The sequence below is a fragment of the Lentzea sokolovensis genome, assembly GCF_033949975.1.
In the GTDB taxonomy this organism is placed as follows: Bacteria; Actinomycetota; Actinomycetes; order Mycobacteriales; family Pseudonocardiaceae; genus Lentzea; species Lentzea sokolovensis.
Window position 1 is genome coordinate 964,918 of the sequence record NZ_JAXAVU010000001.1, and the last position, 14,203, is coordinate 979,120.

The 14,203-nt window shown below is 71.1% G+C and carries 11 protein-coding genes; 8 read left to right on the forward strand and 3 right to left on the reverse strand.

Going from position 1 to position 14,203, the window contains the following annotated elements:
- Positions 1-49 precede the first annotated feature (49 nt).
- Positions 50-2,947, reverse strand: coding sequence for a BTAD domain-containing putative transcriptional regulator (locus SK854_RS04020; protein WP_319973569.1), 2,898 nt, complete (start codon positions 2,945-2,947; stop codon positions 50-52).
- A gap of 101 nt (positions 2,948-3,048) precedes the next feature.
- Positions 3,049-6,093, reverse strand: a complete 3,045-nt coding sequence (locus SK854_RS04025; protein ID WP_319973570.1) for an AfsR/SARP family transcriptional regulator — start codon at positions 6,091-6,093, stop codon at positions 3,049-3,051.
- Positions 6,094-6,540: 447 nt separating this feature from the next.
- Here SK854_RS04025 and SK854_RS04030 point away from each other — a divergent pair, with 447 nt between their 5' ends.
- Positions 6,541-7,101 (forward strand): hypothetical protein, encoded by a 561-nt coding sequence (locus SK854_RS04030; RefSeq protein WP_319973571.1) that lies wholly within the window; start codon positions 6,541-6,543, stop codon positions 7,099-7,101.
- Positions 7,086-7,952, forward strand: a complete 867-nt coding sequence (locus SK854_RS04035) for a sporulation-delaying protein SdpB family protein (protein WP_319973572.1) — start codon at positions 7,086-7,088, stop codon at positions 7,950-7,952. The genes SK854_RS04030 and SK854_RS04035 overlap by 16 nt, the downstream gene beginning before the upstream one ends.
- Here the strand turns inward: SK854_RS04035 and wecB are convergent.
- Complete coding sequence (gene wecB, locus SK854_RS04040) at positions 7,885-9,009, reverse strand: non-hydrolyzing UDP-N-acetylglucosamine 2-epimerase (protein WP_319973573.1); 1,125 nt, start codon at positions 9,007-9,009, stop codon at positions 7,885-7,887. The two genes, SK854_RS04035 and wecB, sit on opposite strands and share 68 nt — an antisense overlap.
- Before the next feature lie 124 nt (positions 9,010-9,133).
- On the opposite strand from wecB, the gene SK854_RS04045 reads away from it, so the two are divergent.
- From SK854_RS04045 to SK854_RS04070, 6 genes are read left to right on the forward strand one after another with little or no spacing between them, the layout of a single operon-like run.
- A complete protein-coding gene (locus SK854_RS04045; RefSeq protein WP_319973574.1) occupies positions 9,134-9,961 on the forward strand; it encodes a hypothetical protein in 828 nt (275 codons plus the stop codon).
- Positions 9,958-10,902, forward strand: coding sequence for a polysaccharide deacetylase family protein (locus SK854_RS04050; protein WP_319973575.1), 945 nt, complete (start codon positions 9,958-9,960; stop codon positions 10,900-10,902). Before SK854_RS04045 ends, SK854_RS04050 begins: the two co-directional genes overlap by 4 nt.
- The gene (locus SK854_RS04055; RefSeq protein ID WP_319973576.1) at positions 10,893-12,065 is read left to right on the forward strand and encodes an O-antigen ligase family protein; all 1,173 of its coding nucleotides are present in this window, start codon (positions 10,893-10,895) and stop codon (positions 12,063-12,065) included. Before SK854_RS04050 ends, SK854_RS04055 begins: the two co-directional genes overlap by 10 nt.
- A complete protein-coding gene (locus SK854_RS04060) occupies positions 12,047-13,075 on the forward strand; it encodes a glycosyltransferase (protein ID WP_319973577.1) in 1,029 nt (342 codons plus the stop codon). The genes SK854_RS04055 and SK854_RS04060 overlap by 19 nt, the downstream gene beginning before the upstream one ends.
- The gene (locus SK854_RS04065; RefSeq protein ID WP_319973578.1) at positions 13,072-13,926 is read left to right on the forward strand and encodes a YveK family protein; all 855 of its coding nucleotides are present in this window, start codon (positions 13,072-13,074) and stop codon (positions 13,924-13,926) included. The genes SK854_RS04060 and SK854_RS04065 overlap by 4 nt, the downstream gene beginning before the upstream one ends.
- A complete protein-coding gene (locus SK854_RS04070) occupies positions 13,923-14,165 on the forward strand; it encodes a hypothetical protein (RefSeq protein WP_319973579.1) in 243 nt (80 codons plus the stop codon). Before SK854_RS04065 ends, SK854_RS04070 begins: the two co-directional genes overlap by 4 nt.
- Positions 14,166-14,203: the final 38 nt, after the last annotated feature.

The following is a 14,203-nucleotide window of genomic DNA, read 5'->3' on the forward strand; positions in this document are numbered from 1 at the left end:
AGCCTTCGGGAAACGTGATGGTTCCCTTACCGCCACCGAAAAGCGCAGCTCAGCCCGCCCGGAGAACGTCAGAAGGCGTGCTGCCGAACAGATCCGGCTCGGTGGGCGGGACGCCGATCTCGCGCATCTGCTCCAGGTAGACCTGATACCGCCGGCGCGCCTCGCCGTGCCGACCGGCCGCCCTGAGCGCTCTCACCAGCCGCACATGGGCACCCTCGTCGTAGCGGTCGAGTTCGAGCATCCGGATCAGGTACCCGACCCGCTGATCGGGATCGCGCACGAGCTGCACCAACGCGCGCAGCACGGCGGTGTACCTGCCCCGCACCTCCTCGCGCACCTGGATCGCCCACTGCTCGTAGGGCTCCTCGGCCAGGAACTCGCCGAGGTACAGCTCGTCCGCGGCGATCAGCAACGGCATTGCGGCCTGGTCGCCTCGCCGGTGCGCCACCAGCGCGGTGCTCGCGGCGCCGAGGAACGCCGCCACGTCGAGGTCCACAAGGGACAGATCGAGCGACACCGTGACGCGGTCGGCGACCAGCGGTTCGGCGTCGGCGGGCAACCCCGGCACGCACAGCACGGTCCGCAACGTCGACAACAGCACGGAAAGCCGGTTCGCCGTGCGGGCCGACAGGTCGTCCGGCCACAGCAGCTCCACCAGCTGCGGCCGGGGCACCGGCCGTCCACTGTTGCCCGCCAGGATCTTCAGCAGATCCCTCGCCTTCTTCGACTGCCACAACGCGGACGGCACCGGAACGCCGTCGCGCAGCACCTGGAACCCGCCGAGCGTCCGCACGACGATCCGCGCGCTCCTCGGTGCACCCGCACCGAGCACGTCGGCCATCGACACGTCGGTGCGAACCCCGTGCGCGTGCACCGCCTTCTCGAACCCGGCCACATCCACCCCGGTCAGCCGGGCCACCGCGAGCTCCGCGGTCGCCGCGCCCACCGGATCGTCCGCAGCCCGCCACACCATCACGGCCTCTGCCAGCAACGCCTTCCGATCGGCCGAGGTCGCCGCCGCCAGTTGCAACGCGTCCGCGAGTCCCGCCTTGTCACCGCGACGGCCCGCCAACGCCCGTGCGGTGGCCGCGTCCGCCCGCGCAGTCTCCCGATCTCCTGCCAGCACGGCGACCCAGCCGCGGGCGAGCAACGCGGGCACTTCCCGCAACCGCAGAACCTGGCTGGTGGCAACGGCTTGTTCCGCGAGCTGTCGTGCCCGGTCCAGATCCTCGGCCGCGACGACCCTGGCGAGCGTGGCGCCGACGAGCGGATCGGCGCCCGGCAGCGCCAGCGCCTCGTCCAGCAACGCCTGCGCCTGGCCGGGCTCGCCACGCCGGCGGTGCACCTCGGCCCTGATCACCAGGTGGCGCGGGCACTGGCCGGCGTCACGCAGAGCCTCGTCGAACCTCCCCAGCCTGACCGCGGCGAGCGCCCGGATGCCCAGGCAGTCCGGTTCGTGGCCCGTGAGACCCGCCTGCCTGCCGAGGACCAGCACCTCGTCGATCTCGGCCAGCGCCTGCGCCGGACCGGCCTCGCCCGCGAGGAACCACGCCCGTTCGGACCGGATCGTCAGCTCCAGCATCCGGCAGCCCGCCCGTCGTGCCCGGTCCACGGCCTGCCTGTAGTGCATCTCGAACGCCGCCCGGTCGCCGTCGAACCCGGCGAGCAGCCCGCAAGCCCTGCTGCTCCAGGCCAACGCGGAGTGGCCGCCGCACCGGCGAGCCGCCTCCGCACACCTGCCGGCCAGCTCCCGCGCCTTCTCGTGCCGCCCGGTCTCGCGGAACCAGCGCACCGCCAGCGACAGCAGCCGCACCTCGTCCAGCGACGCGACGTCGTCGAACACCGTGCGCTCGAACACCTCGACGGCCTTGTCGGTCTGCCCGGTGAGGGCGTGCAGCTGTCCCATTCGCCACGACGACCTCACGGTGCGTTCGCCCGCCTGTTCGTAGCAGTGCAGCGACCCGAGCCAGTCGCCTTTGTGCTGCAAGGCGAAACCCCACACCAGGTACAGGCGGGAGTCGTCGATCTCCAGCTGTTCCAGGGCCGCGAGCACCGCGTCGGTGTCACCGCCCGCGACGATCCGCTCGTCCCTGCGCAGCAGCAGTTGTGCGACCAGATCCCACTTCCGCGCGGCGACCAGGTGTCTGAGGGCTTCGGCGTGCGCACCAGTGCGTTCGCAGAACACGGCGGCCTTGACGCGGATCTCCGGGTCCTCGGTGTCCCGGCGCACCAACTCCGCGATCGGTTCGGGGACGCTCCAGTCCGGGCCGGTCAGCAGACCGCGCCGCGCGAGTCCGCGCAGCGTCTCCCGGACGTCGGTGAACCCGAGCGCCACGCACAGCGCCGTGCTCACCCGGCCGAGCGTTGCGATGGCACGCAACAGTTCCCGGTTCTCCTCGGGTTCGGCGGCCAGCACGGACGCCGCCAGTTCGTCCTCGCTGTGGCCCTCGCCGGTCAGCACCACGGCCGGTCCGGGATCGAACCCCAGCTCGCCGCGGGTCAGCAGCACCACGCTGAGGAGTTCCGGGCCGCCCAGGCACAACGACTCGATCAACCGGGCGGAGCCGCTGCCCTCGGGCAGCACCCCGGCGTCGTCGACCACCAGCACCACGGGCTCGTCGAGGTGCACGTCCAGCAGCCCGCGGATCAGAGTCGCCACGGTGTCGGCGCCTTGGGCGGTGGTCGTGACCAGTTCGGCGGGCAGGCGCGGCAACCGCTGGCGCAAAGCCCGCACCAGTCCGCGCGCCAGGCGTTCGAGCGAGGTGCCCGCGTCGGCGGCGTTCAGCCAGCAGGCACGTCGCGTCGCCGCCCACGCGGCCACCGAAGTCGTCTTCCCCCAACCAGGTCCTGCCTTCACCACGACCACCTCGTGGGCGGACGCGGCGTCGAGCGTCGCGATCAGCGCGGGCCTGTCCACCAGCCTTGCGGATAACGCGGGCTGCAGCATCTTCGAACACCACTTCCTCGCCGTTCAACTTGTTGGGAGGAGTGCATCAATGCCTTGCATCCGTGCCGCATCGACGACCGATGCACGGATGTCGTGACTGGTCAGCCCACTGACGCTATCTCGCGGACGACCGTCAGCGCCCTCGGCGTCTCCTGGCCGCTGACACAACGCATGCACTGTGCGCCGGCATCATCCAGGTGCGCGCGGGGGTTCTCCGCGTCCACGGCACCGTCCGGATACAGCGCGACGGCCCGTTCCCAGTGCGTGCGAGCCCAGTCCTGATCTCCCCGCCGGGCGGCGACGTGGGCGAGTCCCTCATGAGCCCGTGCTCGCACCATCGGCAACGCCCCGGCCATCGCCAGTTCCTCGGCGTCCCACAGCAATGCCTCCGCCTCGCGCAGCCGTCCGGCCGCGAGGCAGGTCTCCGCGAGTCCGTTCAGCGCGTCGCCCTCGGGTTCCCGCAGGTCCATGCGCCGCGCCGACTCCAGCGCTTCCCTGCCCACGGCAAGGGCATCCGCGATCCTGCCCTGCCTCCGATACGTGACTCCCAGCCACGCCAAGGAGATTCCCTCGCCCCGGCTCATGCCGATCTCCCGGCTCAGCCGCACGGCCCGTTCCAGTGCGACGGCCGCCTCCGCGTCGCGTCCCCGCAGCTGCGCGAGCCAGCCGATGTTGATGAGCACCACCACTTCGCCGCCGACGTAGCCGCCCAGCTGGTGCATCGCGAGCGCGTCGCGGAACCGGGCGTCGGCCTCGCGGTACCGGCCGAGGTTGCAGTCCACGAACCCGAGGTCGATGGTCGAGTTCACCTCGGCCCGCTGATCACCGATCGACCGCGCGAGCGCGACCGCCTCGGCGAAACTGACCGCCGCGTCGTCGAGCATGCCCGCCTGCACCTGGGACGCCCCCAGGTCGCGCAGGCCGCCGATCGCCGCGGGCAGGTCGCCGAGCTCGCGGCTGATCGCGATGGCTCGGTCGAGGAACTCCAGCACCTCGCCGTGCCGACCGGCTTCCCGCAGTGCGAACGCGATGTTCGTCAACGCCATGGACTCGCCGCACCGATCGCCCAGCGCCTGCGCGGCCTTCAACGCGTTGCGGGACAGTTCGAGCACGCCGGAACGCAGTCCGACGCGGGTCAGGTACGGCGTGAGCAGGCACGGCAGCTGCCACGCGTGCACGTGCCAGCCGTGCGCGCTCGCGAAGTCGGCCACCGCCACCATGTTCTTGTACTCGGCCCGCAGCTGGCGGATGTCGTCCTCTTCGGACGCCGAGGCGGGCAGCTCCGGTTCCCACGTGAGGCCGGTCTCGAAGCCGCGCCGCCCCGGCAGGCTGCGCCGGCCGCGCACGTCCGCGAGATGCAGGTAGTAGTCGAACAACCGGCGGCGAGCGGTGTCCAGTTCGGACGGTGGATCCGCCGCGTCGGCCAGGTCACGGGCGCAGTCGCGCACGAGGTCGTGCAGGCAGTAGCGGTCTGACCTCCGCTGCATCAGCAGGTTGCACTCGACCAGTTCCTCCAGCACGTCCTGCGCGTCGTAGACCGGCACCCCGGCGAGCGCCGCCGCCGCGTAGGCGTCGAAGTCGGCGCCGGGAACCAGGGCCAGCGACCGGAACAGCTTCCGCCTGTTCGCGGCGAGGTGGTGGTACGACAGGGCAAGAACGCCGGCCACGCTCAGGTCGTTCGCGGTGAACGCGCGAGCACGGCGTTGCCGGTCACGCAGCTGCTCGGCGAGGTGGGCGACGCTCCACGGTCTTCGGCAGAACCGGGAAGCGGCGATCCTGATCGCCAGCGGCAGCCTGCCGCACAACGAGATCACGTCCGCGACCGCCTCCGGTTCGGCGTCCGCCCGCTCGGGGCCGGCGATCCGGCGGAACAGCGCCACCGCGTCGGCAGCGGGCAGCACGTCGAGCGACACCGGGACGGCACCCTCGATCGCCATCAGGTGGCACCGGCTCACGATCAGCACCACCGCGCCGGGCGCACCGGGCAGCAGTGGCCTGACCTGACCGGCGTCGGCCGCGTTGTCCAGCACCACCAGCACCCGCCGGTGTGCCGTCTCGGTCAGCCAGAGGTCGCGGCGCGCCTCCGGATCCACCGGGATCTCCTCCGGTGGCACGCCGATCTGGCGCAGCAGTGATTCGAGCGCGGCACTCGCCGTCATCGGCGGCGTGTCCGCGGTGAACCCGCGCAGGTCGACGTAGCAACGCCCGTCCGGGAAGCGGCTCTCCAGCCGGTGCGCCACGTGCACGACCAGCGCGGTCTTGCCGATGCCACCCATGCCCTCGATGGTGACGATCGCGGGCGACCGCGTGCCGATCGCCTCGACCAGTGAGTCCACTTCGGACTCGCGGCCGGTGAAGTCGGGGATGTCGAACGGAAGCGACGATCGGCCGATCTGCGTGGCCGGTCTTTCCGGCTTCGGTTCCGCACGGAGGAGTTCGGCGTGCAGGCTTCGGAGCTCGGGGCCGGGATCGGCGCCCAGTTCCTCGGCGAGCGCTCGCCGTCCCTGTTCGAAGACCGTCAGCGCGTCGCCCCGGCGGCCGGCGAGGTCCAGTGCGCGCATCAGTGTGGCGCGCAACGACTCCCGCAGCGGATGTTCGGCCACCTGGCCCGTGAGCTCACCCAGCAGCGAGGCGACCTCACCCAGCTCCAGGCGCAGTTCCGCGAGTCGTTCCACGGCTTGGAGGCGTTGTTCGCGCAGGCCCTCCGCCGCCGCGTCGATCGACGCCGAGCCGAGCCCGGCCAGCACAGGCCCTCGCCACAGGTCGAGCGCGCTTTGCAGCAGCGCCACGGCCTGTGCCGGTGTGCCCTCCCGCGCCGCAACCTCGGCGTCACGGACCTGGGCGCGGAACAGATCCGCGTCGAGCCGCCCGTCCGGCAGGTCGAGGCGGTAGCCGTGGGTGCTGGTGGTCAGGCGGCCGCCGCCCCTGGTGACGACGCGGCGCACCGCGGCCGCCGCGTTGCAGACCTGGCGGCGCGCGGTCTGCGGCGGGTCCTCCCACAGTTCGTCGATCAGGCGGTCGAAGGACACGACGGTGCCCGTGCCGAGCAGCAGGAGCGCCAGCAGCTTCTGCTGACGTTCTCCGCCGAGCGCGACGGGGCGCCCGGCGGACCGCAGTTCCAGCGGGCCCAAAATGCGATAATCCATTCGGACGCACGCTTCCATCTCGGAGTACGACGGTGGAGCCGGCGGAGACACCAGTGGCACCGCAGCGGTGATATGAGATATCACCTTTAAGAGTCGGCATGAGGCGGAAAGATACGCCCGATTCCCTGTACCGATTCAGTGTCACGTGGAATCACGCAGAGCAGCCGGTCGAACACGGCCCGTTATCAGTTGACGAAGTGGACAAACGCTGCCATATTCCCTCCGCAGCGATGAGGAAGGGAGGTTCCTCGTCGCATCCAGGAGGGGATCAAGAAAGATGAGACGGGCCGGTTTTTTTGGCGCACTGCTGGCTGCCGCGGCACTTGTCGCCGTGACCATCGCGAGTTCCGCGTCGGACGTTCAACCCACTGATTCAGGAAACAGGACCGCACTCATCATCGGGCCCTGCACGACGGGCGAGTGCTGACCGACCGGAAAACAGGTCCGATGTCCGCCGAAATGGATTCCCAGGCTCGTGCCGCGAAAGGCATGGCCTTCACCGGTGCCGCACTCGGGATGCTTCTCCTCGCGACCACCGTCGCCCAGTTGCCCGCCGATGTCGTCGGGCAACGCATGGGCGCACAGCGGGATGCTTTCCGGCTGTTCTGGCCGCAGGGAATGAAGCTCTTCACGAATGCGGCGGGGCGTGAGTTCACGGTCGCGTACCACCACGACGAATCCGCCGGCACGTTCGTCCCGATCACCCGGACCGCGGGTGACCGGGACTACCTGGCGGGACTCGACCGGGCGTCGTACGCCGACCTGACCCGGCTGCTGGCCACCGTGGACGAGCTTCCCGGCGAGTCCTGGCAGAACTGCGCGGCGGCGACCGTCTCCGACTGCGCCGCCGTCCTCTCCCAGGCCCCAAGAGTGGCTTTGAACAGCTATTTCTCCGCCGAGACACCCTGCGGCCCGACAGTGTTCGCGATCGAGCGCCCCAGCCGTGACACCTCGTCGCGACAGGTCGTCCGCGTCGCCGCCGTGGACCTCACATGCGCACCCCGGTAGCCCGCGCGCTGGCGTTCGAACCCAGGACGCCGGCGTTCGGCATCGCCCGTTCACTGGTCGCGATCGCCGAACTGACCGTACTCGTGTTCACCTCGGACACCGACCTGTTCCCCGTTGTACCGAATGGACCAACGGGTCCTCGCTGCGACGGCCTGCGCGCCCTTTCACTGTGGTGCTTCGACTCGTCGGCGACCGCCCAGACGATTTCCCGGTTCGTGACGATCGCCGCACTCGTGCTCGCCGCCTCGGGTTACCGCCCGCGCTGGACGTGCATTCCGCACTGGTACGCCACCTTCAGTCTGGCGGCCGCGATCCACGTGCCGAACGGCGGCGAGAACGTGGCCCGATTCCTCACTCTGCTGCTCATCCCGCTGTGCCTCGCCGACGACCGGACCTGGCATTGGAGACGTCCCGCCACCCCATTACCGGAGTGGTCGCGGGGCAGCGCCTACATCACCCATCTGACAATCCGCCTGCAGGTCGCGATCGTCTACGGACAGGCGGTCTGGCTCAAGGTCGTGGAGCCGGAATGGCGTGACGGCAGCGCGATGCGTCATGTGATGCAGGACGCGTATTTCGGAGTCGCTTCCGAACTCACGGGCTTACTGGAATGGAACGTCCTGACAACGTCGGTCACGTGGGGGACGATCCTGCTCGAATCGGCGATCGTGGTCTGCGTACTCGGAAATTCGAGACTGCGCCACATCGGCCTCGCACTCGCCGTCGTGCTGCACGGCGGCATCGTCCTCGCGCTCGGCCTGGTGAGCTTCGGACTGGTGATGATCAGCCTCGTGGCCGCGGCCGGCAGTGGCCGTTCGGAGTGCCGAGCGCCCGCACTGCCGCTGCGATGAGCTCCGAGGGCGAGCCGGTGCCGTACGGGGACGGGATCTCCCGCAGCGCGGCCCGATGCCCCTCCACGTCGTCCAGCCAGGCCAGCACCGAGTCGCCCACCAGTGGGCCGGGAGGGACGAGCGTGCCGAACGTGCCCTCGATCTCCGGCCGTTCGGTGCTGCGCCGCACGACGACGACGGGGCGCTTCAGCACGCTCACCTCTTCCTGGATGCCGCCCGAGTCCGACACGATCACCGCGGATCCGTGCGCCAGGGCCAGGAAGGTCCGGTACGGCTGGGGTTCGATCACCTGCAGGCCGTGCAGCAGGCTGTCGAGACCGAAGGCGGCGACGCGTTGCGCGGTGCGGGGGTGCAGTGGCAGCACGACCGGGAGCGGCAGCTGGCCGAGCTCGCGCAGGACGGTCTCCAGGTTGCCCGCGTCGTCGACGTTCTCCGGGCGGTGGATCGTGGCGAGAACGTAGCGGTCGTGCTTGAGGCCGAGGTCGCCCAGGACCACGTCCTCCTCCTCCGCGGACGGCAACGCGTGCGCCAGCGCCTCCACGACGGTGTTGCCGGTGACGGCGATGCGGGCGTCCGCGACGCCTTCGGCCAGGAGGTTGGTGCGGTTCAGCGACGTGGGCGCGCAGCAGAGGTCGGAGAGGTGGTCGATGAGCACTCGGTTGTGCTCTTCCGGCATCGCGCGGTCATAGCTGCGCAGGCCCGCCTCCACGTGCACCAGCGGCACGTCGCAGGCGTTGGCCGCCAGCGCGCCGGCGAGTGCGGAGGTCGTGTCGCCCTGCACGATCACGGCGGCAGGGCGTTCCGCGGCCAGCACCTCGTCCACGGCCGAGACGGCGCGGCCGAGCTGGTCGCCCCGGCGCAGGCCGCCCAGCCGCAGTTCGTGGAAGCCGCCCGGTTCCGGCACATCGCGGCGGATGAGCGAGTACATCGAGCGGTCGTAGTGCTGGCCGGTGTAGATCATGGTGCACGCGCTGCCGAAGTGTTCGACGAGCGGCGCGAGTTTGATCAGTTCGGGCCTGGTGCCGCAGACGATCGTCACGATGTTCGTTTCCCGCACCGCGGCAAGGTACTTCATCGATCTTGACGAATCCGGGCGATTCTCACCGGCGTTCACCCGAAAGAGTTGCCTGGGATATCGCTCGAAAGTGTTGCGGCACAGGCGTGTCGTAGTGTCCGCGCTCATGTCCGGTCATCTGGCACTTGCGGTGTCCACTGTCCTCTACGGCCTGGGGATAGTCGCGCAGACCGTCGCCGCGCGGAGGGCCGACGAACGTCCCGGCACCGGGGTCGGGCTGCTCGCGCGCCTCGCCGCGGACCGGGTGTACCTGCTGGGGTTCACCGGTCAGGTCGGCGGTTTCCTGTTCGCGTTCCTGGCTCGTGAGGACCTCCCCCTTTATCTGGTGCAGGCGGGGTCGTCGTGCGCGGTCGGCCTGGCCACCGTGATCGGCGTGCTGCTGCTCGGCTGGCGGATCCGGCGGGTCGAGATCGCGGTGCTGGTGGTGATGGCGTGCGGCCTGCTGTTGCTGACGGGTGCGGCGGCGCCGTCGACGGCCCACGAGCTGCCGCTGGTGCCCGCCCTGGTCGTGCTGGGGCTGCTGACCCTGGCGGTGCTGCCGCTGGCGCGGACGTTCAAGACCGTCACGCCGGTGCTCGCCGGAATCGCGTTCGCCGTGGTCGCGGTGGCCGCGCGCAACGTCGCCGGCAAACCGGCGCTCGACCTGGTGCTGCACCCGCTGACCTGGCTGATGGTGATCGCCGCGTTCGTCGGGCAGGCGTGCCTCGCGACGGCGTTGCAGCGCGGTTCGGCCACGTCCGCGGTGGCGTCGATGGACGCGACCACCGTGGTGATCGGCTCGGTGGCCGGGCTCGCGCTGATGGGCGACCAGATCGCGGCCGGGCGGGAGTGGTGGGTCGTGCTGGGCGTGCTGCTGGTGGTGTCCGGCGTGCTGGTGCTCGGGTCCGTCGCGAAGCCCGCCGCCGAACTGGTCTCCGCCAGAGGTGAGCGATGAAGCCCGTCGCCAGTGTCTCGCTCGACCTCGACAACCTGTGGGCGTATCTGCGCACGCACGGCGACTCCCGATGGGAGAGCAGGCCGAGTTTCCTGCCGTCCGCGGTGCCGCGCCTGCTGGACGTCTTCGGCGAACACCGGTTGACCACCACGGTCTTCGTGGTCGGCGCGGACGCGGAACGCGACGACGGCGCCGAGGCCGTCGCGTCGATCACCGCGGCCGGGCACGAGATCGCGAACCACTCGTTCTGGCACCAGCCCTGGCTGCACCGGTTCTCCGACGAGGACGTCGAGAAGGAGGTCATGCGCGCCGAGGAGGCGATCATGGCGGCCGGAGCTCCGAAGCCGATCGGGTTCCGCGGTCCCGGCTACAGCGTCACGCCCGCCCTGCTCGACGTGCTCGCGCGGCGCGGTTACCGGTACGACGCCAGCGTTCTGCCGACGTGGATCGGACCGCTGGCCCGTGCCTACCACAACCGGACGGCGGGGTCGACCGACGGCGGCGAGGACCTGTTCGGTGGTTTCGGCAAGGTCCGGGCTCCCAACACCGCGTACCGCTGGCGGGACAACGGGCTGATCGAACTGCCGGTGACGACGATGCCGTTGCTGCGCGTGCCGATCCACGGCGCGTACCTGTTGCAGCTGCACCAGATCTCGCCCCGGCTGGCACGAGGGTACTTCCGCACGGCGTTGCGGTTGTGCCTGGCGCGCAACGTCTCCCCGTCGTTGCTGCTGCATCCGACGGACGTGCTCTCGGGTGCGGAGGCGCCCGGAATGGAGTTCTTCCCCGGCATGGCCCTGCCGGGAGCCGCGAAGGTCGAGCTGCTGGGCTGGGTGTTGTCGTTGCTGCGCAAGCACTTCGACGTGGTCGGCACCGGTGAGCACGTCGAACGGGTCGCGGGCTCCCTGCTGCGCGAACGGGATCCGGTCGCATGTGGCTGACCGCCCTGCTGCGCGTCCTCGCCTGCGGAACGGTGGCGCTCGCCCCGTTGGAGGGCTATCTGCTGCAGGTGCACGGGCAGTCGGCCAAGGTCGTGCCCGCACTGCTGATCGGCGGGTGGCTGTTCTCGCTGTACCGGCAACGGCGGCTGCCCGCCCCGCATCCGCTGCACCTGCTGATCGCGTTGCTGGCGGTGGTGCTGCTGGCGACCTCCGCGGTGCACGAGGCAGAGCCGTTCACGCTGGAGTACCTGGTGCGGTGGGTGCCGTTCCTGGTGATGGCGGTGGTGCTCGCCGACGTGGCCGCGCGGGAGGTGCCGGTCCGCGCGCTGCTCGCGGCGACGGTGGCCGGCGCGGTGGTGGCGGCGGCGGGTGGGCTGTTCAGCGTCGTCGGCGGCTCGTTGCGCGCCACCGGGCCGTTGGAGGACCCCAACGACCTGGCGTTCTTCCTCGTGGCGGCGCTGCCGTTGCTGGTCGCGCTGCCCGCCAGGGGGCGGTCGCGGATCGTGTTGTTGTTGCTGGGCGCGGTGTTGCTGGCCGGTGCCGCGGCGACGTTCTCCCGTGGCGGCGGGATCGCGCTGGCCTGTGCGCTGGTGTGGCTGATCGTGCGGCGCGGGCTGCCGGTCCGCGCGGTGGTGGTGACAGCCGCGGTGACCGGTGTGGCGGCGCTGGTGTTCGCGTCGACGGCGCAGGCCGAGCTGTCGCGGGCGTTCCAGGAGAAGAGCCACATCGCGGGCACCAACGCGGACACCAGGATGCTGCGCTGGCAGGCGGCGTCGCGGATGCTGGCCGACAACCCGGTGCTCGGCGTCGGACCCGGCGGGTTCCGCCAGGAGTACGCGGCGGCCGGGCACAACGCGGAGATCGACGAGCAGACCCCGGTGGCGCACAACCTGTTCCTCGAAGTCGCCGCCGAACTCGGGGTTCCCGGGTTCGCGTTGCTGATCGGGCTGATCGCGGTCGGTTTCGTGTCCAGCGAACGGGCGTGGCGGCGGGTGGCGGACCGGCGTGAGGCCGTGGCCGTGCAGGCGGCGCTGATCGCGGTGCTGGTCGCCTCGATCTTCCTGTCCGAGCAGTACTACCTGCCCCTGTGGTCGCTCGTCGCCATCGCGGTCGCGATCGAGCGGCGTTCTTCTGAGGAGAGTCGATGCGCGTCCTCCACGTGATCAGCGAGATGGGCGCGGGCGGCGCGGAGGCGCTCGTGGCCGGCATGGCTCTCGCGGGCGGCGACGTCGGCTGGGAGTCGGCGGTGGCCAGCGGCGGCGGATTCCGCGTCGATGCGTTGCGCGCCGCGGGAGTCCCTGTTTTCGACGTGCCGGTGGCGCGCCGCTCCGCGCTGGGCGTGCTGCGCGCGACGTGGGCGGTCCGGGTGGCCGTGCGCCGGTTCCGCCCGGACGTCGTGGTGGCGCACAACGTTTCCGCGTCGCTCGTCGCCCGTCTGGCCTCGCCTCGACGGCCGGTCGTGACGGTGTTCCACGGCGTGGCCGAGGCCGACGTGCCCGGTGCCGTCCGGGTGCTGCGGCGAGTGTCGACCGTCGTCGTGACGGTCGCTTCGGCCGCCGCCCAACGGTTGTCCGGTCTCGACTCCGTGGTCGTGATCCCGAACGCGGCCTTCCCTTCTGTGCCATCGGCGGACCGCGCGACCGTGCGTGCCCGGCTCGGCACCCCGCTCGACGTGCCCGTCGCGCTCTGCCCGGCCCGCCTGGAACCGCAGAAGCGGCACGACGTGCTGCTCGACGCGTGGGCCCAGATCCCCGGCGACGCCGAACTGTGGCTGGCCGGCGACGGCAGCCTGCGTTCCTCGCTGGAGTCTTCGGCGCCTGGCCGCGTGCGCTTTCTGGGCACCCGCACCGACGTCCGAGATCTGTTGGAAGCGGCGGACGTCACCGTGCTCACCAGCGACTGGGAGGGCATGCCGATCGCGCTCCTCGAATCGCTGGCGGCGGGCCGTCCGATCGTCGCGTCCGATGTGGACGGAGTGCGCGAGGTCCTGGCCGGCGGCGGCGGAGTCCTGGTACCGCGCCGAAACCCTTCGCAGACCGCGAAAGCGTTGCGCGGCCTGCTCTACTCCCCCACCGCGCGTTCGGTGGCCGCCGCTCACGACGGCTCGGCCGACGCGCACACGTTGATGAAGTCCTACGACGAACTGCTGCGTACCGTCCTGGAGGGACGATGAAGGCTCCGAGAGCTGTACTGGAGGGCCTGCTGGCCGCCGTTCTGGTCGGCGCCGCCGTCCTGCTGGCCGTCGCCCTGCGCGACGGCGTGACCGAGGGCAGACTCACCCTGCTCGCCACCCCGTCCGCGTCCGACAGCGCCCAGTTCGGCGAGGTCACCTCCCTCGCCTCCCCGGCCGTCGTGCAGCTGGTCCGCAGCCCGTCCGTGCTGGACGTCGCCGCTGCCGCAGCGGGCACGACACCGGACCGCCTGTCCGACGCCATCGCCGTCGAACTGGTCCCGGCGTCCGGCGTCGCCCGGATCTCGGTGCGCGCCGACTCGGCCGCCCACGCCTCGGCCGCTGTCACCGCCGTGGCTCAGGCCGTGATCGAAGCCGACCTGCTGGCGCCCGCCGCCAAGTTCCGGCTCCTCGACCCGCGTCCCGAGACCACCCGGGTGACGCCGGACTGGCGCCTCGCCACGGGCCTCGCCCTGGTCGCGGCGGTGATCGCGGGGATAGCTGTCGTGGCGTTGCGGCGACTGCGCGGCAACACGGTGCGGGCTGCGCTCTCTGGTGCGGGCATCACGCACCCGGTCGTCGTCACCACCGGTGATGATCCCGAACTTGCCGACCGTCTGACGGCGTTGTGCGTGGCGGCGGCTCGCCCGGTGCGCGTGCTGGCGGTGAGCCCGTCGCTGGTGGAGCGTGCCGAGGCGCTCGCGCGGGCGTTGCCGGACAAGGCTTCCGAGCCCGCGGACGGCACGGCCGTCATCGCGGTCGCGTCGGACGACCGGGCGCGGCGCCACGACCTGGCCACGGCCCTCGCGGTGCTGCCGGCGTCTTCGGTGCTGGTGGCGGTGGTGCTGGCGTGATCGCGACGCCCAAGTCCGCGGCTCTGGACACCGGCCTCGCGGCCGAAGCCGCTCCGGAATTGTCAGACCTGCCTGAGACGATAGGAGTGGGGGCCGAATCCCCCCAGGGGGCCGGTCAGTCCGAATCGATCCGGATGACGACCGTGCTCACGGTGGCGGGCCTTACCGCGTTGGCGGCGCTGGCCGCGGTCGCCGCGGTGGCGGCGACGTCGGTCGTGCTGGCGGTGGTGCCGGAATGAGCGACGACCACCGCGGCCTTCCCACCGAGATCACAGCC

Coding starts and splice junctions, on each gene's coding strand:
- SK854_RS04035 (WP_319973572.1), top strand. CDS start 7,086: ATGCGCACCCCGGTAGCCCGCGCGCTGGCGTTCGAACCCAGGACGCCG.
- SK854_RS04020 (WP_319973569.1), bottom strand. CDS start 2,947: ATGCTGCAGCCCGCGTTATCCGCAAGGCTGGTGGACAGGCCCGCGCTG.
- SK854_RS04045 (WP_319973574.1), top strand. CDS start 9,134: ATGTCCGGTCATCTGGCACTTGCGGTGTCCACTGTCCTCTACGGCCTG.
- SK854_RS04025 (WP_319973570.1), bottom strand. CDS start 6,093: ATGGATTATCGCATTTTGGGCCCGCTGGAACTGCGGTCCGCCGGGCGC.
- SK854_RS04065 (WP_319973578.1), top strand. CDS start 13,072: ATGAAGGCTCCGAGAGCTGTACTGGAGGGCCTGCTGGCCGCCGTTCTG.
- SK854_RS04060 (WP_319973577.1), top strand. CDS start 12,047: ATGCGCGTCCTCCACGTGATCAGCGAGATGGGCGCGGGCGGCGCGGAG.
- SK854_RS04030 (WP_319973571.1), top strand. CDS start 6,541: ATGTCCGCCGAAATGGATTCCCAGGCTCGTGCCGCGAAAGGCATGGCC.
- SK854_RS04050 (WP_319973575.1), top strand. CDS start 9,958: ATGAAGCCCGTCGCCAGTGTCTCGCTCGACCTCGACAACCTGTGGGCG.
- SK854_RS04055 (WP_319973576.1), top strand. CDS start 10,893: ATGTGGCTGACCGCCCTGCTGCGCGTCCTCGCCTGCGGAACGGTGGCG.